Origin of the sequence: Dendronalium phyllosphericum CENA369 (genome assembly GCF_016056275.1) — a bacterium.
GTDB lineage: Bacteria > Cyanobacteriota > Cyanobacteriia > Cyanobacteriales > Nostocaceae > Dendronalium > Dendronalium phyllosphericum.
On record NZ_JAECZA010000092.1, the window covers coordinates 1 to 21,645 of the forward strand.

Consider the following 21,645-nt stretch of genomic DNA (forward strand, 5'->3'; position numbering starts at 1 on the left):
GACAGGAGCAGGGGAAGAAGAGGGGCAGGGGGAGCAAACCCCACAGATAAATCCGCTTGCTTGAACAAGGAAATTGATTTCTTTTTCTCCATCAATAAATTTAGGGGGTTGAAACCAATTGTTGAAGAGGGGGGAGCTTCCAACACAAACCGATTATTCTTCCTCCCCTGCTTCCCTCGCTCCCCCTGCCTCCCCTGCTTTAGTTCAGTGAGCGAGTATCGTTCTTCTACTAGAAATTTTTTGGATGCTTCAAAAATCTTCATGGCTGTGTCAAAAGCCATCTTGTAGACTTCTAAATCCTTATGGTCTTTAATCGCGTCTTTGTTCATCTCCCCCTGCTTCCCCTGCCTCCCCTGCTCCCCCTGCTTTCCATCTTAGCCGTTTCGGCGGTATTTATTGCTCTCAGTGGTGTGAAAACAGATATTGTCGCACTATGTTGTCACGCTCCTGTGAGAGGGGTTTGGCAAGTATTTGTCAGATGATTGACATTCGGAGAGGGCAATAAAGAGAAATTTTCGGCGATGAAAGTGTCAGGGTAGACTTTTAAGTACGTGATCTGACGGTAAACGAATAGGGCGTGGACAGTAACGAACACCACTATCCATTTTTGGGGTTAGGGTGTGACAGGGTGTGTTGATTAGAGGTAGGGATGACAATAGTTGATAGCAATACTGCTATCAAAACTGTCTATACTGGGTTCTACACCCCGTTAATAAATTGTTGCTATAAGTGAGTGATATCAACAATATTGCTCCAGCTTCCGCCGTTTAAGTGAAATTGAGTTAACCTAGTTCTTCCTCCCATTGCTTTTGCCAAAACTTTATAGAAGCCTTAGCAGATTCAGCCAAAGAACTATAAAATTTGTGTGGAGGGGAGCCTGTAGGAAACTGTTTTGCAATAGCCAAAGCCTGATTTTGTAAAGCAACATCCTCTGGCATTGGCTCTTCTGGAGTACGAACAACACGTACATCAGAAGCAGAAGGGTATCTGCTGTATAAATGAGAATTTACTGTTTTATAGCAATCATCTCCCAGACTGTAGGCTTGCTCAAGTAAATTAGCAGTAAAATCTACATGAGTTAATACAAAAGATTGAGGAGCATGATTCAAGAAACTACTAACCGTCTGAATTTTTTCACAATCTTCAGAATTAATCCACTCTTGAAGCACTTTAATACTTGTGGCGTTAAATCCTAATGAGACTTCCTCAAATAGTTTTGATATATAGTGGTTATGGTTATTCAACCAACAATTATATTTTTGAAAAACTTTTAGTGCTTGGTTCCGAATTTCTCTTAAAATATCCTCATATTCGCTACTTTTCTCGATACTATTGAGATGAGATTTCAATCCAGAAAATGGAATCGCTTGATAATTCTTACTTTCGCTAGACTGAGCTTTTTCAATTCTGTTGAGCAAAAACTGAATTACTAAACGTGGTGAGCGATGCAATGCACAAGCTAAAAATTTACCAATAGTATAGCTACTAATGTTCAAAATAGGTTCAAGCTTTTGCAATATAATTTTTAATTCTGTATCCGATAAAGTATCTATTGAAAGACCCATAGTAGGGTGAAATATTCCACATAATTGGTTGGCAAGCTCCGTGCTATCATTTATATCTGTGTTGAGAACCATAGCAGTGACAAATTTTGGCTGTACATTCCTCATAATGGATAAGGAATTGATAGTACATCCTCTAACTTGTATATCTTTGTGAGCAAGTAGCCTTTTAATTAATTCGACATCTTCAGATTGTAAGTTATTTAACCAAGTACGACATCCTTCTGCAATCGAAATACAAAGACTAGATGACTCAGTATCTATAGCAATTTGAGCAATTTTAATAGCACGATGAATATCGAATTGTCTGACTCTCGACAGTAATAATGACAGTTGTAGTGCAAGGTTTGAGTTTGGCTCTCTAATAATGGCTTCGCAAAATTGAATAACATAATCTGGCTCTGCATTTGTTCCTATAGTTTGTAAAAATTCTAATCGGTAAGTACCCATAAAATCTTGTAACTTCCGATTAATTTCAATACCTGATTCTTGAAAAAAACTTAATTTTTCGTTAATAATGCGTACCCCTTCATTCGCATTTGAATGTCTTTCCAAGAACTCTCTCACAACAGCAGATAATATGTCTTGGATACGTTTCTCTTTCTCTTGCCAGTTATCTTGAGAAAAAAGGTCTTTTGTGCCTCTGTTGTTAATGAACCAATCAAGAGTACCACAGGCTGTTAATACACCAATTAGCCGAAATTCGTAAGTATCTGGTATTAAGTTAATAATTTTCAAAGCCTTTTGTCTAACTTCGGCTGAATAACTTAAATGTATGTGCCATTCCAGTATTTCTATTACTTTAAGATGGATGAGTGGTTCTGTTATTTTCTGAACTTGCTGACTGAGAAATTCCAATATTTGTAACTGCTCAGGAATCCACTCCTCACGCTGTTCATCAGAAACTTTTAGCCCAACCATTTCATGTGGTTCTTCGAGAGCCTTTCTTAAACTATCTAATGCTCTCCGAGACACTTTCACCTGCTCTGAAATTGCACACTGTTGAATAAGGCTAATAGCTTTTTTACGAATAGGCTCCGTTTCTTCTCTACTTACTGCAAATGTGGAAGATACAAGAGTTAACCCCTCGCTACGAGTTGAATGAGAATTTTTATCTAATAGTGGTTCGAGAACATCTAGAGGAGAGTAAATGTAATTATGTACATTTGATTTCTTTAACCATCTAGCAACTGAATCTAGAACTATTCGATTGACCTCTAAAAACTTATAAATGTCATACTTAGCTAATTTAGTTAAAATACGTATAGGATGTTCAGGGTAAGGATTGAGTTCTCGCTTATCATTTTTTGCTAATTCCCATAGCAAATCACAACAGCGAGGTAAATAGTCCAAAGTGTAGCCTATTAGTTCTAATAGCTCTGGCAGTTTTATTTGTACGTCAGTATGAGTGAAGTAGTAAATTTGAGGTATTTTATCATCATCTGCTGTTGTAGCAGGATTACGTATTGCAAACTCTACTAGCTCCAGCATTTGCCTTGGTTGATAATAAGCGACTTCTTTGAGGATATTCAACATTTGGCATCTATCAAAATTTGATGCCCTTTGAAATTCTTCTTTAATATTCCGCCAAATTTCTGCAAGTAAATTTGTTTGCTCACCATTTGTATGGTAGATACGCCAGTCCAATTCAGCAAGATTTCTAAGAACTTGCTCTGGGCAAATTTGCATAAAATTATTAAAAACCTGCTGTGCGTAGCCCGTTAAATCTCCCTGCTTTGTTAGGCAAGCTTCATGCAAGATATAGTCAGAAAGGATATCAGGAGTAATACGTAGAGTATCTCCCCTACGGAGCAAAATACCTGCTGTTTCCAGAATGCCTAAAGTACTAACTAATGTATGTTTGTCTATATTAATAGAATTAACAACTACCTGCTTAAATTCCTCGTTAGTTAATCGAATTGGTGCTGTAGCAGCAATCAGCTGTAATAGTTCGCGGCAGAGTTTAGGTTCGACTTGCTCGCTAACTTTTCCGACTAACTCATCCTGAAACCTTTTTAGTATCCAATTCCGAAATTCTTCATCCCGTTCAAGTAGTAGTGGATCTACTTTCTTTTCTGCTAGTAGCTTTCCACCAATCACAGTAATTAGCGGACAATCCCTTGTGATTATTGTTAGCCTTTCAGCATAATGGGCATACTCATTGCTAAGTACTTGAATTGCCAATTCTTTCACTTCATCTCGACTCAATTCTTTGAGAATTTCAAATTCCCAAATCTCACGAGGATCAAATTCTGCTCGTGTTAAACGTGAGTGAAGGAAGTCAATAGCTTGAGGTCGAGATGAAAAAACTAGCTTAAATCTGTGAGAGTTTTGTCTTACAAAAGCTAGTAATACTAATAAATCATCACGTTGGTGTGCATCATCTACAACAATTACACATGGTTCTTTCGGCAATTCCTCTAGATTTTCGATAGCAATTGGCACTCCCTGCATCAAAAAGCGCAGGGTAAATTGCTGATGATGTTCATCAAACTGCTGTGCAAATGTGTGGAGAAGTTTTGTTTTACCAATACCACCACGTCCGGTTAAGATAGCAACTCGTTGCTGTTCTGATTCGACAAATTTATGTAGTTCTTCAACCGACTTAGTTCTGCCAACAAGCGACCAAGTGTGATTAAACAGATTTTTGGCATTTAATAAGGGACGAAAAAAGTCTTCTGCTGTTATTGCAACCTGCTTACTTTGTTGATGCAGATGGATATGTTGATTTTCAATATAATCGCCTTCAATCCGTTCGTTATAATTACCTCCTCCAGTATTCATATTGCGGTTTTCAGGCGGGTTCGGCTCTTCCATATTCTTGCCTAAGCTAATTTTTCAACCTATAGCTTGCAGGTTGGCTAACTCTGCACTTAGAAGTATGTTAATTCAATTCCCTTAATCTTCTGCGTCTACTTCCTGCCAGCCTTTGATAGCGTTAACAATAAAAGCACCTGCTGGGTTATCAATAGCTTTTTCAAAAGCAGCTAAACCACCTTCTTTGACAGCATTTATCACTCGTCTTTTCAAGGTCGGGTTGCTTTCAATGCGGTTTATAGCTTCTGCCGCTACTACCATTTTTTGCGATGTAGTAGTAGTAGGATAAGTCTGCTCTAATTGTTTTAGTAATTGCTGTATCTCGGCAGCAGCTTCAGCAAGACTTTGGGGCTGTCCGGCAGCATAGTAATTGCCTTGGATATAATCGCGTTCAATGCGCTCGTTATAGTTGCCGCCACCTGTGTTGATATTGCGATCGCCAGTCACAGTTGTATCTCCTTGATTATTATAAGTTTGGGCATAAAAGCTAGGACGTTCTAGCGCCGTAGTTATCATATTTTCTAACCTACGGATTTGAATTTCTTTGTCTGCTATTAATGTTTTGAAATCTTTTTCTGCTAATGCTTTGAGTTGATTGTAGTTTATGAAATATTCTTTGCTCAATTCAGATTTATTAGCTGTTGCTGCGGTTTGAGCACGGAGTAATACTTTATCTTCACCCCGTCTCTCTATTGCAACTATTTCCAATTCTGCATTTGGGTTGTTTTCTGCTAGTTCTTTAAATGCGGTTGCAATAGCACGGGGGTCAACACCTTGGTTATGGTAAAGGTCAAGAGTATCGAAAATTGGTTGAATAAAATCACCAAACTCCCCATCTGCAAACACTTCTTTATTGTTATCTGGTTTGCGAAGTGGATCGGGGTTTTCTTTAGTGGGCAGTCGCATGTAAACGTATTCACACCGCACCCCATCAAACTTTGTATCAGTGGTAATGCCCCAATCTTGAATGTATGCCCCTGTGAGAGTAGCTCCTGTAAAATCGGTTCCGTTAAGTTGTGCCTGTACTAATTTTGCTCTGGATAAATCTGCATCTTTTAAATTCGCTTTACTCAGATCCGCGCCAATAAAACTTGCATCTACCAAATTCGATCCTTGAAAATTTACTCCTCGCAAGTCTTCACGGTCAAAGTTTTTTTCTTGTCCCTGAAAAGCCACTAGCACTTGACGAATTTGTGCGTTTTGCAAGTAAGTTGTACCAGGGCGAACACGGTCAAGTTTTTTAGTTTTGTTGAAACAGGTATGAGTCAGAATAGCTTTTCTAAAATCTGTACTTTTAAATGTGGCAGTCGTGAAATTAGCATCAGTTAAATCGGCGTTGCGAAAACTTGTACCGCCAAAGGCTGCAAAAGCAACAGCGATGTTCTGAATCAAAGAGTATTTTTCATCTCCCTTCATTGCTCTCCAAGCAATGTAACCACTAAATAAGGCGGTAGCTCCGGCGATGGCGATGGCGATGACGATGGCTCCGGCTCTGGCTCCGACAATGGCGATGCCTCCCACTTCGACAATGGCTCCGGCTCTAGTGATAGCTCCAGCGATGGTGATGCCTCCGGCAATGGCGATAGCAATGGCAATGGTGATGGCGATGGCGATGGCAATAATACCAGCAATGGCAATGGTGATGGCGATGGTGATGGCTTCGGCGATAGTGATGGCAATGATACCAGCAATGGCAATGGCGATGACAATGATACCAGCAATGGCAATGGTGATGGCGATGGCGATGGCGATGGCGGTGGTTCTGGCTCCGGTGATGGCAATGGTGACGACGATAACTCCGGCAATGGCGGTGGCGATGGTGATGGCGATGGCGATGACTCCGGCGATGGCTCCAGTGATGGCGATGGCTGAGTTGAATCCTTGGCGAAGGATAACTATAAAAACAACAATTACTACTATTAAGGCGGTGCAGCCTGCAACTTGATTTTCGGGAATTGAACTATCAAATATACTAGCTATTAACGTTCCAGTGAAAACTGAGAAAAACCCTAAAACTCCAGACAGCAACCATGAAACACAAACTAAAAAAATAGCCCAACGCCTTTGCAGTCCAGCAGTAGCATGGCTAAAGTTTGCCCGTTGAAGATTCGCCCCTGTAAAATCTGTACTGCGAATATCTGCACCACTAAAATTTGCACCCTCAAGGTTTTGTCCCTTAAACGAGCGCCCACGAAGATTTTGACCGGAGTAGTCCTGGGGCATGGTTGGGTGCTGTATACAAATTTCTTTTTGGATACAGATATACTACAACAAATTCCGTAATTACAACGCTTTAAATAATTCTTTCGCTCTCCTTACCAATACATCATTCATTCACAATCAAGTTATAGTCAATATAACCGAGCATCGCGCCTCTTTTTATGCGCCTTTGATGCCTAAGAGTGTGAATGTTTCTGGTTCAACAATTACTATCCTCAGCATGATTTTATTAATCCTCTAATAATAAATGGCTGTTTATTCGGTTATTTATTATTGGTGTCTAGCGGACACGTTTAAGACACTTGGTGTCTGGGTGGTGTCTGGGGTAGTGTCTGCTGGTGTCTATGCTATACAAGGGTTTTGAGCTTTAGTGTCTGTGGTGTACGGTGTCCAGTGTCCGCGAAAAAAGGGCGTTTTTGGGGCTAGACACCAGACACAAAGGGCAGTCAAATTTGATTAAGCCTGATAACACCCTCGCCTATCCAGTCCGCCAATCCTGCTCCCACAATCTCGTACATCCAGCCCTTTATTTGCTCAACAGTGAATCTTTCACCAGCCACTTTAAAGTTGCCCTTGAACTCTCTTACATCAGCTTCAATTCGTTCAGTTCTGGTGAGATATTCATACAGTTTTTGCGCCTGAGGTGACAGTTTCTTAGGTTCATCTTGGGTGTCATTTGCTTTGTTACCAAGATTGAATTCCAGTTCATAAATCCGCTCTAAAGTGGCTTTATCGATGGTTGGTGGTTCATCACTGGGAAAAGGTTTATCAAGCCGAAAATCAATCCGCTTCTGGTCTAACTTGGGTAGTTCAATATCAATCCATTGCCCATGCCCAGGTAATTTAATCCTGCCCTGACCGCTAGCTTTTGCCTCTGTCGTAATTGGGTCAATAGTTGCAATGAGTTCTACTTCTAACAGTGCAGCATCCCGAAGTTTTGATAACCCTTTGGCTTTGGCTAGAATCTCCATTGTGCGGTCGTGAGCTACGAACAAAGGAATCATTAATTGTTTGCGAGATTCAGTCATGGCACAGCGAAACCATTTACCAATAAAATCAGGGTCGGGCTTCCATTTTTCATCCTCACAATCATCCGGCATTGGCTCAACGATGTTATCCGTCCATGTCGTAAATTCTTCACAGATAACTGATAGCATCTTGCCCGACGCTCTTAGGTTCTCCGTCCATTGCTCCTCTGTTAATCCGCTCTTGCGGTAATCTTCATAGCGCTGGCGCATTTCATCCATGTACCATTGCATAAAGAGGGCTATTTCTTTGTAGCCGGTAATCAGCCGCACACCTCGCCACTCGACCTGTGTGCCGTGCGGGTCAAGCGCTACGATGTTCCATCCGGCTTGTACCTTCTTCCAAATAATTTCTCTAGTAGTCCACGACTTACCCGCACCCATGCCACCAAATATTAAAGTGGGGTAGCCGATGGTGTTGTTAATCCAGCGATATTTGTCAGTGGGAGCGTAGCTTGCCGCCGAAGGCATCGCCGGCTGTTCTCCCCCAGTAACCTTATCGTTAGGGTCAATCGTCCCTTGTAAAGTCTGACTCCCTTGTAGATAAGGCGTTTTCATAAGACGCAGTTGCTTAATGTAATCTGCCTTCTGTTGCTCGGTCATCCCAGCCGTTTGCGCTTCAAAAATAGCGTCAGATGCCTCCATCTGGGTAACTTCAATTTCAGTGTGGGCGTAAATCTCTGCTTTTTGGATGTCAACAGTGCGGTCATTGGCGATTAAATCTAAGTCAGCCTGCAACTCTACTTCCTTGATAGCAACATCTCTGTAACTGTCTAACAACTCGGAACGTGCAGCCATCTCTGCTTTTGCAGCATCCCGATGAAGGGCAATGTCTTCAAAAACTGCCCTCTGTTTCTCCTCATCCTGGCAATGGCGGAGCATCCACCCAGCTAGCGCAAACCCCAGGAATCCCCCAAACGCCCAAAAAGGCTTGTATGGGTTCGTCGCCTTCACCAGCCCGTTTACCCCCATCGCTGGATCTCTCACTACTTGGCGCGGCATTCCTTCTAACTGCCACTGTTGCCAATAAAATGGGGTCATGCGAAATGGTCTGTTATTCTGATCCTGACATACCAATTTTTTCTGGGGAGTCCGAACGCAGAAATAAATGCGGTCGCTTGACTCCCCTTTCCAAGCCATTGCAGCTGATCCAATACCCACAGTCAGACTCAACCCAATGGCAACAGCTTTCTTATCCATCGGTAGGCGACCAAACCACAACATTAAGCCCGATTGTTGCGACTCGGATAACTGTTTATGTTTCTCGCTTAAATAATTCATTTACCTCTCCTACCACCAAATAGAAAAAACATTAATATCGCTATAAATATGCCCACTCCTGCACCATCCATCCAACTTGAAGATTCAGCAGTTTTTGGCTTATAAACCGACTCAATAGAAGTCTTAACTGTACTAGTAGAAGTTCTCGATTCATTCCACTCACTAATTGGTTCATTGAGCGCACACAATAACGCTAACGATGCACTGCAACCAGTCATTAAATTAGTGACAAAATTATTAAACCCTTCACCTGTTGCAGTGGCAGTAAAATACAGGTGTGCAGTACCCACTGCAAGAAACATTCCAACTGGGTGAACTTGCAATAAATGAAAGGTGAAAATCACTGCCGAATTTAAACAACTGCCAGCGACAATTTCACAGGCATTACCAGCGCGTCTAAATGTTCTACCTCTGTTATTTTCTGGCAGTGGTGGTAACTGTTCGGGTTGTTGATGCTGATGTTCTTGTTGTGATTTCTGTGCCAGCCCTTCAAATGAAAAAGGGCTGACGCTATGAGGATCTTCATTTCGTTTCCTTACTAGCATCAGCCAAATCCTTTCAAATAATTACTTATCTATCGCCCAATTTGTTCCACAAGTTACCCAACATTGCACCCCAACCGCGAACTGTTCCTGTTGCAGAAACACTAGACGCTGGTGCATGATTTTGGTTAGTAACTGGTATGACTTCCTGGGGTGTTTGGTTTGGTTCCAGCGCCCGTGAACCATACCGCGCACGGGCTAAAAGTTGTTGTCGTTTCTCTCTCAATCCCGTAGTAATTGCCTGCCTTTCGGCTTGTACAATCTGCCTATTTTCTATGCCGCTAATCTTGTTTTCATGCCGCCAAAGTTCAGCTTGTAAATCTTGATGTAATTGGGCTGCAACTTCGGTTAATGCGTGTTTGCGCTTTTGGTCAATTCGCAGCAAGTCGGCTCTATCTTGGGCATCTATTTTACTCATCTCGCTGTCAAATTCAGCGTTAAGTTTACGGATTTTACCAATTGCACCCGCTACATGAGAACCGTATTGTTTACGAAGTTCAGTCCAAGTTACTTGCCCTTTTGTTAACTTCTCCATCGCCTCAAAGACGACCTTGGCGTTGTCCAAAAATGGCTCTAATCTATCACTCAACTCTTGGGCATTATTGGCGTAATCCGCAAACTGTTCGAGCTTATTTATATCGGAGAGATAGCCTAAAATATCAGACTCAAATCCTCCCCATAATTGCGCTTTCTCGTCAATGTGCGAACTATGCCCGATTACGGGATTACGTATTGCAAAATCCATCGTTAACCCTCCTAATAAGGTATTAAATCGTAGTCGATATCACTCGACTCTTGGGGCAATTCATCCCAATACCCCATGTCTTCAAATCGGCTATAAATTCTCGTTGCTAATTGCCTTACGGGGTCGTCAAAATCTTCAGAAATTAAATCAAATCTGTTTTCACCAAATGCCAATATATTTGCAATATCCGCGTCAATCCCATTACCCAAGAATTGACCAAATGCCGCAGAGTATGGATGGTCATCAATGGTTTCATGAGTTGCTAGAAATTCCGTCCCGGTGAAAGGTGGGTAATCTTCACTCTCGAATAACGGTGTGGAAAGTGCCTCAATATCCGCCTCAATCATTGCCGCCCACTGTTCAGGATTTTCGGTTTTGATTTGCTGTAGTCTAAGGGCGGAATCGGTCAGGGGTGATTTGCCCCAATCGTTGGGATTTTTGTAGTCAAGTGTCATGCTGTAAGATCCAAATTGTGTGATGTACTTGATGCATTACTCAGTGGGCGATCGCTGTGCTTGCCGGCTTTTTGCGATCGCTCTCCCATCACTGAAAAAATCCTTCTCTCTCTACATCCACAGTTGAAGCTGCTGCCTCCCATTGCAGAGTATTGAAAAATTGACTGACATCACCGAGCGTTACATCACAATCAAATTGCAACCTTTGATATTGTGGATGCTGCCGAATTTGGGTTAGTAATTGTTGGGCTTGATTTATCAAATCTGGCAGTGGTTGAGTGTTCATAGTTGACCTCAGAAAATCGATAATTGCAGTGATTCTTGGCTGATAACTGAAGCATTCGTACTCATACCTGACACTTCGTAACAGCGAGTAGTCAAAGCCTTGTGATTGAGCAATAAATCAGCCTTCTTTCGTTGTCCAGCCAGAGGTCGAAAGTGATACTTTGGATGCTGGATTGTGCCTGTTTTGTATAGGTATTGGTACAGCGTTCTATCTATTTGATAAACCTTGGAATTGGTTAGTAGGGTTGAGTCGTAGACTCTATTTAAGTTGTTCATGAAGCCACTCCCTTAAACTGAGAAGCCATAGAAGCTAGTCCGGTTTTATTCGGTTGAATTGCTGTTGGTGTTGATGGAGAATTCTGAGTTTTTGGAGGGGTCTGTACACCAATACCACCTTGAAAAATCAACTTTTCTACTGCTGCACTAAGGGCTTGAGTTGGGGCATTACTGGGAATATTGAACATCTGGCACAATTCATAAACCGCTAAGTAAGAAATGGTTATACGCCGAGATTCGTAGGACGTTATATCAGACACTTGTTTATACTCCTGTGGATATTTCTGTTAATAGCTTTAAGCCAAAAGCATTGATGAATTGGGGATTTTCTAAAACCACAAATCCCAAGTCAGCAAGATTTTGATCCACTACTGGTAAAGCAACACCACCACCCCAAGCGACAAGGTATTTCGCTCTGTCCAGGTAGTTACCACTCGTAACAAAATTAGCGAATTTCTCAATTCTGGTTGACCACCATGAGTCTAGACATTGGCTATACTCTTGCTCAAAATTCTTGCCTGTAAGGTGATTACCTCCGTATGTAAAAGTACCTTCTAAAATCCCTCGATTAACTAATGTGGGTGAGTGTTTTACGTCCTTAGTAATCAAGCTTATTGGGTCGTTTCGTTTGTCGAGAGCTTCTGCAACCATCGAATGTAGTTTGCCACATCCACCCTCAATCAAATGCTGGTCTATAACTGCACCATTGCCATTAAAAACAGTGCCTAACCAAGTGGATGAACCGATATCAAGAGCAATAGCAATCTCTGATTCTTCAAGGGTTAGGGTTGGTTCACCAAATAAGCAATAGGCGATGCTGCCAAACCCTTCTGGATAAATGCCTGTAACTACGATGGAAACTGTTTTGGTGACAATCTCACGGGTTACGGGGTGCTTGTGCTGGAAGGTGTGAGTACCTTGCACTCTGCGTTTAATTTCTTCCGCCCAGCGTTGTGGGTTGTGGTTACTCAAGCTGATTTCTAATTTCATGCCATTAGGAATATTCAGAACTGCCAAGTCTGCAAGAATGCTTTCTAATGCCAGTTCTGCTTTTTTAGATTTGTCCTCGTGCAGTAGGGTGTGATCTGATTGAGCGATCGCTGCACTGCCCCAGAAGAATTGCGTGTCTTTTAAGTCCAAACGCTTGCCTTCGACGTAATGCACCCAACAGCCATCCTTCGATATGGTTTCGTGATGGCGAATGTTGCGGTTGCGAACTAGTGAGTATGCGGCAGGCATCATGATACAAAAATCACCATAAATTGCCTTGCCATACCCAGCACCAGGGTCTTTACCGCCGTTGACGGTAGTTAGCCCGGAATTGGCAAGCTTATCTGCTTGAACTAGCCAATTTGCGGCATTGGCGTATGTGGTTGTCATGGTTCTGATAATTGGTAAAAGTCTTATTTATTCTGGCTTTGAAGAATTTAGGGACTGAATCGCCTTAAATCCACACATCCAGTTTTTGGCAAGCCTCAAAGTCACTTTCTGGCTTCTATTGCCTTTGTTGGGTGACTGTTTTTGGCTTGCTTGTTAGTGATAGAATAACACTATAGAGTTAAACCAACAAGTAGTTATATCTCTATAACATTTTATCTCTCTAGCGAATTACCTCTAAAGGTGTCAATCTAGAGTTAAAGTGATATGGAGTTTTAACACTTGACTGAAGAGGAAAAACCAGTAAGAGTTTCAATTTACCTGAGCGAAGATGTGAGGGCGCGGTTTAAATCTGCTTGTGCATTACACAAGAAAAGTATGAATGAAGTTTTAGTAGAGTTTATTGAGGAGTACCTAGCCCAAAATGAACAATCTCCACCCCAGCCAAAAAAATAAAGATGCTTAATTTATATTTTTGAAGATTACCCAGATGAGCGGAAACAGCGCCTCAAATACTGATCACTGCAATTATCTGCATGTTGACAGCAAAAGGCGATCGCTCCTGGGAACAGTTCAAAGCTGTCAATGATTTTGGATAAAGAGTCTAATAATGGCTATTTGCTCAAAATCCAGTGTCAAGCATTAGTATCAGTACAGTGTGCTAATTTCACATAATTAATTTTTGATGTCTCCAATGACTACCGTGAAAGACCCACCTAGCGATTTTCAACTACCGCCGCACAACGAAGCGGCGTTAGAGATGCTTAGGGAGGCGAAAGACTATGAGTCCACTGTTGCTCTAGCGGCTAGTGGTGCTGCACTTGGTACAGGCGGCATAGTTCATCCGTTGGGTTGGTTACTTTTTGGATTGGCTTACAAGCCGTTGGTAGCAACTCAAAAATTTGCGCGGTTGGAAAAATTAACAGCCCTACTTTTGGATGAGTTTAAAAGCGAGGGGATACAAGTCTTTCCGGTGGTTAAGGTAGAGGACAACAACCCTATCGACTTGTTTGTGAGATTTCCACGAAAAACTCACCTATTTATTTCCATTCGCTCAAAAGGAGACAGAGAGATTGTCTACAACGAAACCAGAGAGGTTTTGCAGGTCAAACGTAAAGACAAGAATGCACTCAAAATCTGGAAACCCTGCCCACTAGTTGAGTTGGCAGATTATGAGAAGTGGCTCAACAAGAACAGAGACTTGTTTGGAATGTCCTCAAGGGAAGCTCAGAAGACTCCCACAGCAAAAGTTTTAGTTTTATGGCCTCCAACAAAGGCGGCTATTACTCACAATGACCATCTTTATTCGGAGGTAGGAAGCATGAGAATTCTGGCTCTCAGACGAAAAGGGACTGCGTTTGTTATTCAACAGGAGGAAGTAATCGAGTTTGTCAAGGCTTGGTTAGCCAAGTACAAATAGGCTAAAAGGTGAAAACCCCGTGTCCCGTTGGGATACCGAGGTTTTCAGATTTCTATTCAGTTGGAATTGGGGTATCGGGTGGGGAACCTGATTAATATCCCTAATAGTAATTTTATCGTACATGATTTGGTGTAAAGCCAATGTAACACTGGCTCACCAGATGTCAACAGCGATTCAGGAATTTTAAAAGATTAGATTTTTGAACGTTTGTACTAAAAGATTACTGCCACAGGATAGCTCCAATTCCTCCACTACACATACTGGAGGATTTGTAAAGTGTCACAACAGCTATTTCAGGACTCAGCCACTAACGGCAAGCCATATTACACACTGGCTCAACCATTTCAATCGCCAATTTATCTATTAAGCAGTGGTCAAAAATTAAATAGTGTTAAGGGAGGTATCGCGTAATGGTTGCACAATTCCCCCATGAAACAGCTTACGCCTCCTTTGATATTCGCAATTTTGTAGACCAGTTAGAACCGACTAAGGAGAAGAATAAATACATCTGCCCAGTTTGCAGTGGACATAACTTAGGCATCAACCCCAGTAATGGGAAATACCAGTGTTTTAATAACTGCCAATGCCAGGATATTAGAGAAGCAATCAAACCCTGGAGTGAAGTACTAGAAGAGAGAAAACTTGGTACTTACACGCAACAATTGGGACTTCGCCCAATATTAGCGAAAAAACCAGCAGCACCACCCAAGGTTTTAAATCTCGATCCATCACAGTTAAGAATATGCAAACTCTCAGGTGAAATCACCACGCCACAGCCCTTTTCACCTGATTTCGTTCCTAAGTCTGTCGCCATCAGGCTATCGGATTCGGGAGCCACACCGACCGAATTAAAACAAATTCAGGTGATTGAATACGACTATGGCAATGGACGAAAGGCTCACAGATTTTCTTGTCCTTGTGCTGCCGTTGCTAAAGGCAGAGTCAAAACATTTTCAGTCAGCCGAATTGACCCCACAACTAATAAGGTTGCATGGAAGAAAGAAGGTTATTGGCCTGCTTACAGACAAGAAGAGGCGATCGCCATTATCCAAGCCACAGACGGCATCCCCGTACTGCTGTCCCATGAAGGTGAAAAATGCGTCGAAGCCAGCCGATTAGAAAACTTAGCCAGCATTACTTGGGTGGGCAGCAGTTCTGACGCTGACATCCTCCATTCTTTAACCCAAATCAAGCACAGTACAGGTAAGGATTTTCTACTGGCTTACTGCACTGATAATGATGAAACTGGTTGGAAGAAAGCCCAGAAACTCAAAGCAATTTGCGACCAAGCCGATGTAAATTTTGTTACCATCGACTTGCTAAAAATTCAACCCGCTCTGCAAGATAAAGGAGACATAGCAGATATTTTTGAGTCGGGCATGACAGGCGATGAATTAGCAGAACTGCTACTTAAGCAGATTGAAGAAATTACCACAACTCAGCAACAAGCTGACCAAGAAGACACAGTAGATGTTGCTGACTTGGATGACTCGGAGCCAGACAGCACATTCCTGCAAAAGGGTTTTAACACCCTTTACGGCGAAAGCAAATGGCTCTGTGCCGATGGCAAGCTGTACTACTGGCATGGCAAAGGCTACCGATACTCACCTGATTCCGTCGAGCGGCGGCGCATCACCAATTATTGCAATTCATATCCGGTTATCAAGAAAAACGGTGACAAATATGTTATCACCTACCCCTACGCCAAACCAAGCAAGGTTAAAGAGTTGCTGGAGTGGGTGAAGCTGCGAGTGGAAATTGACCCGCAATTACTCAACCCGCCAGGAGTCAACTGTACCAATGGCGTGTTATCTCTTGACTGGTCAGGCTCAATACCAAGGCCTGTATTAGAAAAACACGACCCAGACAAACACTTCTATACTTATGAGCCATTGGTGAAGTATGACCCCAAAGCTAACTCAAGCCACTGCGATCGCCTGCTGTCATGTTTAGATGAGCCACAAAAACAAATTTTATTAAGAAACCTGGGGGCAAGTCTTGATCTAAAAGAAGTTCGCAAGCGTCGCGGACGAGAAACAAAGGTAATACTGGCTTGTGGTTTGGGTGCAAATGGTAAGGATTCCATTCGGCAGGTAGTATCTATCATCTACGGTCATCAAGGCATGACCAGCTGCTCCTTAGCTGACTTTGTTGCTTATGATGAAGGGCGGAAATTTGCATTAGCTCCCCTGGTTAACAGCCGGGTGAATTGGGCATCAGAGAACCCACAGACCACACGAGTCGATAAAATTCAATCGCTGAAGTTATTTGCTACTGGTAACGTCTTACACTCCGAGCGCAAGGGCAAAGACCACATCGAATTTGACCCCAGAGCCATCGGCATTTTCAACTTGAATGAAACCCCGCCATTACACGGCACAATTCAAGCCACTCTCGACCGCATTGTTGCCCTGCTGTTCCGCAAAACATTTAAGACCAATCCTGACCCCAACAACCCCGATGAGTTACTAGCTGACCCCCGGTTCGCTTATGACTTGGATTTTGTACGCGAGTGTGTCGCCCCGGCATTTTTAAATAAGATGATTGCTGGACTTCAGGCATTAATCGTTGAGGGCATTGACTACAGCTGCACTCAGCAAGCCTTGGAGGAGATTCAAGCAGAAAACTCGCACCTATTCCAATTCTGTAAGGATACAGGGCTAGCTTATAACCCGAAGGGCATCGTCACTGCATTTGATATCTGGCAACGCCTAGAAAATTGGTACATCGATAACGGTACTTTGTCATTTGAGGAATCTAGCAATGGCAAGGTGAAAGCGATTTGGCAGGAACAATCTAAGCCCAGCGATAAAACAGTCAAGGCAATTAACCAAGCCCTACCCAGAATTAAAGCATTATTCCCTAAAGCCAAATTAGTCACCGTCCCCCATCCATCGGGCAAGCGAAAGTTACAAGCACTGCAAGGAATTAGTTTTCATGATGTGCCAATGTCAATAACTGGCACAGCCATAGCAATAAGGGATAATCCCACACCAAATTCCACACCAAATCCACACCAACAAAGCCTTATAAATCAAGACTTCCACACCACCCACACCAGTTATGAGGGGTTCAATGAAAAAAATGATTTTAATCAACTAAATGTCGATCTAAATGAGGAGCCAAAATCAGATATTCACACCAGTGTTGATTGGGGCGATCGGGAAAATGATTCTGATGTGGAATCAAAGCCAGATATTGAAACTCCAGTTGATTCTGATAATGAAGTAGAGGGCGCTCCATTGGTGTGGTCGGTGTGCGATGACGTGCCACCAAGCACTACAGACGATTCGGGTGGTGTGGAAACTGCTGTGCCAGGAGAGCTTATTGCTATGCCAGAGAGCTTATTGACAACTCCAGCAGGCAATTCATACAGCGAAATAGCACAAGCTTGTCCAGAGTCGGATGATAAAGCGTCGCAGCACAGGGCCAATACTCAACCGCATGAATTGCCAAAATCTTCCACCTCTGGTTCCACCCAGGAATTGTTGAGTGAGGAGAGACTTATGGCCAATGTGGAACTGATTAGAGAGTGCATTGCCGATCAGTCCTGGGACATGATTGCTGGACTTACAGAAGAATGGACTGTTGAATTTAAATCTGCTGTTTGGAAACGGTTGACTTCTTATGAACGCAAGATAGTTAAGCAACTCAAGCCACAATTCGATACCTGATATCAGCGTCAGAAATTCTTTTGCAGTGCGATCGCCTGTTGCTGTTGTAATGCTGAGTCGCTGATTTAACACGCAAAAGTTTACCAATAGCTGGGAGTTAAGCCCTCTGACCCAAAGTTGGCAGAGCAACTAAAAACCAGCAAGTACGAACATGGAAAAGATAATTTATGAAAATACAGAGTTTTGGCTAAAAGGGAGGGCTAACTTGCCAAATGACAACAAAAACCCCACAATATCTGTGGGGAAATCAGAACCAGTCATATAGAACAAATGTACTATATACGGTGATAATCGAGCAAGCTTTTGTGCATAGATGTTTTTCTTGCTTTAGTAGCATTACTGAAAAGCTACTGAAATCAACCATGCTGCTCGTTGACAGTTTTAAGAAATGTGGTGTTGGTAATTTCTTAATTGCGATATCAAATCCAGGCAGAGAGAGCCTTTCAAGAGCCAATGCTGCGTATCGCTGTTGCGCGGTCGCGGCTTATACAGTAGACATTACACGTATTGGCTCTTTCGTGCAGCGCGACTTGGGGGCATGACGAAGTAAGTGCAAAATAGGACACGTTGTAAAGAAGAATTGCAGAAAGTACTTTTCTGATTTACTAACTTGCCCAAAAATGATATATAAGCTTTTCGCCTTCATGTCCGTAGAATCGACTTTTTACTCTTGTCACTTCATCAAACTTGCCCGTAAATGATTGTTTTAGGGAATCGACCATTACTCACGGGGCATTCCTGAATGTGCCTTACAGTAGGCGGAAAAACCGCTAATTTCCTTAGAGCAATATTTGGATAAACTCAATGCGCGCCCCAGAACAGAAGTAATTTCATCATTATTACTTGATGTTTTTAGTTTACATATATTTACGTAATAGTGTGATATATCTACTTGTAAGCTTTTAGTATATTGCTCACTATGAAACAAAAAAAAACAACCCTAAGACTGATGTCGTTAGGGTATTTTATACTTCCAAAACCAAAATTTACTTATTAATCTGCGTTTTTATCATTAGTGTTTTTGGCATCTTGTTATCAAATTGGTTGGTGACAAGCCAGACAGCCTTCGCAAAAATCGATCTTTTGCAACCTGCACCGACTCAAGTGCTAGGCTATTACGACTATTTTGGTCAACTACTTAACCCTCAAGAAGCAGCGCAAGTAGTGACAGAAAAAGGACTAGATCCTAATGACTCAACTTCCTATCAACGGATTGGGGCAGTAAAAATTACTAAGGAATTAATAGCGCAAGGTGAAAATATATTTTTCAACCGTAAGATTGGAGATATATTCGGTTTGCAAGGGGTATTTGGTTTTGGACTTGGCATTGCTAGAATTTTACCAGAATTACAGACAGCAATAGTTAAGTTACAAGGTCAGCCAACAACGAACTTACAAATTATTCTTCAGAAGGATATAGCATTAGGTAGTCGAACTTTCCCCAGAGGAACTGTTGTCAATACAGGCTTAAAAATGGAAAAGGGAGGAACTTTTCCGATTGGGCTGGGAATCACACCTAAGATTGATATTAGCTGTGCTGCTTGCCATGTATCCCTTTCAAATAAGGGTGAACGTCTTTTGGGAGTACCTAATGGCGAAATTGCCACACCCTTGCTAGTTGCTTTGGCACCAAATTCTTCTGCGGCGTTTTCGCGTTTAAAGTTTAATCCCTTAAACCCACAATACCAAGGCAATGGGAAAATTATTCTAGATAGTAAAGGTAATAAAGTAGAATTACCCGATCCCGAAAAGTTTGAAAAAGCTTTTGACGATGCAGTATTGGATGTACCTTTTGGGAATTTTGAAAGTTCTTCAGATAGTATCAACAATACTACTCAAATACCCAGTATTTTCACATTTAAGAATCAACCTTATTTCCTTGATGGACAGTTTGCAGTGGGGCCATTTGCGGGACTCAGCGCTGTCAGCAACGGTGTTCATTCTTCAGAAATCAATCTATTGGCAGCTGCTCAACTCAGTGCAGAGACTCTTGGTATTGATCCAGAAGTTTATATTGGCACATTTCTTCAAAATGCTGCCGTTCCCAATCTACGTTTACCAGAAGGAGTGATAGTAAAACCCTCTGAATGGCTGCGGGGGGTAATCGCACCGAATCCTACACAAGCAGAATTAGAAGACCAAATTCCCGCTCCTGGCACAGGAACTTATCCAAACCTGCGTCCCAGTTTATTTACTTACAACGGTTTAGTTTTCAGTCCAAATACTGGAAAGCCTGGAGATATTGCCAGTGGGACTTTCCTCTTTGCTGAAAACGCTATGTCTGCTTTTCAAAATAGCTTAGTACCACCTGCCAACCAGACTTCGGAAAACTGGCAAGCGTTGAACAGCAATTCTGTTAAGCGTGGAGCAAAGGTATTTGAGAAAGCTAATTGTGCAACTTGCCATATTCCACCCTTCTTCACTGACAACAAAATTCATTCACTCAATGAAATTGGTACTAATCCAGCCCGCGCTCAGTCGAGGCTGGAGCTGAATAAATTGTTAGTGCCACCCAAGTTATACACTTTCAACACTCCCGTTCCCATACCTGCTGGTGCTGAAGTGTTGGATGTACCAACACAGGGGATCTCCGACACTCCCACAACTCTACCCAAAGGTATATTGCCAAAAGGTGGTTACAAAACTACTTCCTTGCGTGGTCTTTATTTAAGTGCGCCATATTTGCATGATGGTGGTGCAGCTGTACGGGCAGGAAGTCTGAAAGTTGACTCAAATGGTAGCTTTACGGTTTTTGACTTGAGCGGGTTAGGGCTAACTGGCACTCTAAGCCTTGGTATACCCGCCGATGCTGCTAGCAGCTTGCGTGCCTTAGTCGATCGTGAACTTCGTGCTTTAGTTGTGAAAGCCAACAAAGCTAACCCTAGTTTAGTGCGTAGTAACCTTGATGGCACAGGTCATGACTTCTATGTAGATAGGCAGGCTGGGTTTAATCCAAACCAGCAAACAGACCTGATTAATTTCTTACTAGCACTTGATGACGTTCCTGGGAGCTTCTAATTGAAACTGAGGCTGATACAAAGAGTAAATCTAACTTTCATCCGACGCTAACTTCGAGCAAAAGTAATACACAGTTGCTCTCAAAGATATTACTTTTAGTTTGGAAATAGGGATTTGGGAGCCAGAAGAAAGAATATTCTGACTCTTACCAGAATTTTTACTTTATTTTTTTGGAGAATTATCTGATGGAATTAGTCAAAAAGCTTGGCATTGCTTGCGCTAGTGCTGTTGTCGGCTTGACTGCTGTCGGTGCGTATTCTACAGCGCAAGCTGCACAGTTATTTGATTTTCAGTATTCTTTTCCCAGTTACGAAGCAAATGGTACAGCTATTTCAGCTAGCGGCACTCTTACTACAACTGATTTAGACCCCATAAACAACAATTACACAATCACAGGTATAAGTGGGACAAGGATAGATCAAGGAATTGCACAGACAATAATCGGGTTGCTCTCACCGGGCACTTACGGTGTCAACGATAATCTGTTGAATCCGAGTGAGCCATTGTTAACCAAGAACGGTTTTTCTTACCTGGTTTCCGGTAGCGGGGAAGACGGTCAGGGGAACGTTAATGTATTCTACAGTAGTTTTAGTGAAGGTTATTCAGAGCTTTCAAGTGATGTGGATTACGGCAACTTTAGTATCAATCCACGTCCTGTTCCCGAACCTCATACAGTAGGTGGCTCATTAATTGCTCTTGGTTTTGGCTGGTGGAGGAAACGAAAGCAAGCAGTAGCTTCCCGAAAGAAAGCCTCATAAAAGCATTTAGATTTATGGCAGAGGCAAACACCACCGGGAGCAACGCGAAAAAGTGAGATCGTCGTGAAATGAGCAGGGGAAGCGGGGGTAGCTGGGGTAGCTGGGGGAGAAAAGAGAAAGATTTAGTAAATTTTGCTACTAAAACTATACTAGATCCACTTAATTTATTTTTCTTCCCCAGCTTCCCCAG

17 protein-coding genes are annotated in these 21,645 nt (G+C 42.3%); 6 read left to right on the forward strand and 11 right to left on the reverse strand.

Annotated features, from left to right (window positions below; genetic code table 11):
- From I8752_RS37420 to I8752_RS18370, 11 genes are all read right to left on the reverse strand, one after another.
- On the reverse strand, positions 1 to 329 hold a 329-nt coding region (locus tag I8752_RS37420), incomplete at its 3' end, for a four helix bundle protein (RefSeq protein ID WP_225895738.1).
- A gap of 453 nt (positions 330 to 782) precedes the next feature.
- On the reverse strand, positions 783 to 4,379 hold the full coding sequence (locus I8752_RS18325; RefSeq protein WP_214433740.1) for an ATP-binding protein: 3,597 nt from the start codon (positions 4,377 to 4,379) through the stop codon (positions 783 to 785).
- Between the two features lie 81 nt (positions 4,380 to 4,460).
- A complete protein-coding gene (locus I8752_RS18330) occupies positions 4,461 to 6,602 on the reverse strand; it encodes a pentapeptide repeat-containing protein (RefSeq protein ID WP_214433741.1) in 2,142 nt (713 codons plus the stop codon).
- A gap of 443 nt (positions 6,603 to 7,045) precedes the next feature.
- Positions 7,046 to 8,905 carry an ATP-binding protein gene (locus I8752_RS18335; protein ID WP_214433742.1) on the reverse strand — a complete coding sequence of 620 codons (1,860 nt, stop codon included), beginning with the start codon at positions 8,903 to 8,905 and terminating at the stop codon, positions 7,046 to 7,048.
- On the reverse strand, positions 8,902 to 9,450 hold the full coding sequence (locus tag I8752_RS18340) for a hypothetical protein (RefSeq protein WP_214433743.1): 549 nt from the start codon (positions 9,448 to 9,450) through the stop codon (positions 8,902 to 8,904). The genes I8752_RS18335 and I8752_RS18340 overlap by 4 nt, the downstream gene beginning before the upstream one ends.
- A gap of 25 nt (positions 9,451 to 9,475) precedes the next feature.
- Positions 9,476 to 10,192, reverse strand: a complete 717-nt coding sequence (locus tag I8752_RS18345; RefSeq protein WP_214433744.1) for a hypothetical protein — start codon at positions 10,190 to 10,192, stop codon at positions 9,476 to 9,478.
- 11 nt (positions 10,193 to 10,203) lie between these two features.
- The gene (locus tag I8752_RS18350; RefSeq protein WP_214433745.1) at positions 10,204 to 10,647 is read right to left on the reverse strand and encodes a hypothetical protein; all 444 of its coding nucleotides are present in this window, start codon (positions 10,645 to 10,647) and stop codon (positions 10,204 to 10,206) included.
- An 88-nt stretch (positions 10,648 to 10,735) separates the two neighbouring features.
- Positions 10,736 to 10,933, reverse strand: a complete 198-nt coding sequence (locus I8752_RS18355) for a hypothetical protein (RefSeq protein ID WP_214433746.1) — start codon at positions 10,931 to 10,933, stop codon at positions 10,736 to 10,738.
- A gap of 8 nt (positions 10,934 to 10,941) precedes the next feature.
- The gene (locus I8752_RS18360; RefSeq protein ID WP_214433747.1) at positions 10,942 to 11,208 is read right to left on the reverse strand and encodes a hypothetical protein; all 267 of its coding nucleotides are present in this window, start codon (positions 11,206 to 11,208) and stop codon (positions 10,942 to 10,944) included.
- Complete coding sequence (locus I8752_RS18365; protein WP_318780863.1) at positions 11,205 to 11,468, reverse strand: hypothetical protein; 264 nt, start codon at positions 11,466 to 11,468, stop codon at positions 11,205 to 11,207. The genes I8752_RS18360 and I8752_RS18365 overlap by 4 nt, the downstream gene beginning before the upstream one ends.
- 4 nt (positions 11,469 to 11,472) lie before the next feature.
- A complete protein-coding gene (locus I8752_RS18370; protein WP_214433748.1) occupies positions 11,473 to 12,588 on the reverse strand; it encodes a ParM/StbA family protein in 1,116 nt (371 codons plus the stop codon).
- Positions 12,589 to 12,867: 279 nt separating this feature from the next.
- Between I8752_RS18370 and I8752_RS18375 the strand changes: the two genes are divergently transcribed.
- The 6 genes from I8752_RS18375 to I8752_RS18395 all read left to right on the forward strand — a co-directional run bounded on the left by I8752_RS18375 (position 12,868) and on the right by I8752_RS18395 (position 21,455).
- Positions 12,868 to 13,041 carry a plasmid partition protein ParG gene (locus I8752_RS18375; RefSeq protein ID WP_214433749.1) on the forward strand — a complete coding sequence of 58 codons (174 nt, stop codon included), beginning with the start codon at positions 12,868 to 12,870 and terminating at the stop codon, positions 13,039 to 13,041.
- Between the two features lie 229 nt (positions 13,042 to 13,270).
- The gene (locus I8752_RS18380; RefSeq protein ID WP_214433750.1) at positions 13,271 to 14,005 is read left to right on the forward strand and encodes a hypothetical protein; all 735 of its coding nucleotides are present in this window, start codon (positions 13,271 to 13,273) and stop codon (positions 14,003 to 14,005) included.
- Positions 14,006 to 14,281: 276 nt separating this feature from the next.
- The gene (locus I8752_RS38095; protein WP_263985483.1) at positions 14,282 to 14,416 is read left to right on the forward strand and encodes a hypothetical protein; all 135 of its coding nucleotides are present in this window, start codon (positions 14,282 to 14,284) and stop codon (positions 14,414 to 14,416) included.
- Positions 14,416 to 17,679 carry a DNA primase family protein gene (locus I8752_RS18385; RefSeq protein WP_214433751.1) on the forward strand — a complete coding sequence of 1,088 codons (3,264 nt, stop codon included), beginning with the start codon at positions 14,416 to 14,418 and terminating at the stop codon, positions 17,677 to 17,679. The genes I8752_RS38095 and I8752_RS18385 overlap by 1 nt, the downstream gene beginning before the upstream one ends.
- A 1,047-nt stretch (positions 17,680 to 18,726) precedes the next feature.
- The gene (locus I8752_RS18390; protein WP_214433752.1) at positions 18,727 to 20,697 is read left to right on the forward strand and encodes a hypothetical protein; all 1,971 of its coding nucleotides are present in this window, start codon (positions 18,727 to 18,729) and stop codon (positions 20,695 to 20,697) included.
- Between the two features lie 185 nt (positions 20,698 to 20,882).
- Entirely contained in the window at positions 20,883 to 21,455 is a 573-nt protein-coding gene (locus I8752_RS18395) for a PEP-CTERM sorting domain-containing protein (RefSeq protein WP_214433753.1), read from the forward strand.
- Positions 21,456 to 21,645 lie beyond the last annotated feature (190 nt).

Bases quoted from the DNA above. Each gene is read 5' to 3' on its own strand.
- I8752_RS18325 (WP_214433740.1), bottom strand. From the start codon at position 4,379: ATGGAAGAGCCGAACCCGCCTGAAAACCGCAATATGAATACTGGAGGA.
- I8752_RS18330 (WP_214433741.1), bottom strand. From the start codon at position 6,602: ATGCCCCAGGACTACTCCGGTCAAAATCTTCGTGGGCGCTCGTTTAAG.
- I8752_RS18335 (WP_214433742.1), bottom strand. From the start codon at position 8,905: ATGAATTATTTAAGCGAGAAACATAAACAGTTATCCGAGTCGCAACAA.
- I8752_RS18340 (WP_214433743.1), bottom strand. From the start codon at position 9,450: ATGCTAGTAAGGAAACGAAATGAAGATCCTCATAGCGTCAGCCCTTTT.
- I8752_RS18345 (WP_214433744.1), bottom strand. From the start codon at position 10,192: ATGGATTTTGCAATACGTAATCCCGTAATCGGGCATAGTTCGCACATT.
- I8752_RS18350 (WP_214433745.1), bottom strand. From the start codon at position 10,647: ATGACACTTGACTACAAAAATCCCAACGATTGGGGCAAATCACCCCTG.
- I8752_RS18355 (WP_214433746.1), bottom strand. From the start codon at position 10,933: ATGAACACTCAACCACTGCCAGATTTGATAAATCAAGCCCAACAATTA.
- I8752_RS18360 (WP_214433747.1), bottom strand. From the start codon at position 11,208: ATGAACAACTTAAATAGAGTCTACGACTCAACCCTACTAACCAATTCC.
- I8752_RS18370 (WP_214433748.1), bottom strand. From the start codon at position 12,588: ATGACAACCACATACGCCAATGCCGCAAATTGGCTAGTTCAAGCAGAT.
- I8752_RS18380 (WP_214433750.1), top strand. From the start codon at position 13,271: ATGTCTCCAATGACTACCGTGAAAGACCCACCTAGCGATTTTCAACTA.
- I8752_RS18385 (WP_214433751.1), top strand. From the start codon at position 14,416: ATGGTTGCACAATTCCCCCATGAAACAGCTTACGCCTCCTTTGATATT.
- I8752_RS18395 (WP_214433753.1), top strand. From the start codon at position 20,883: ATGGAATTAGTCAAAAAGCTTGGCATTGCTTGCGCTAGTGCTGTTGTC.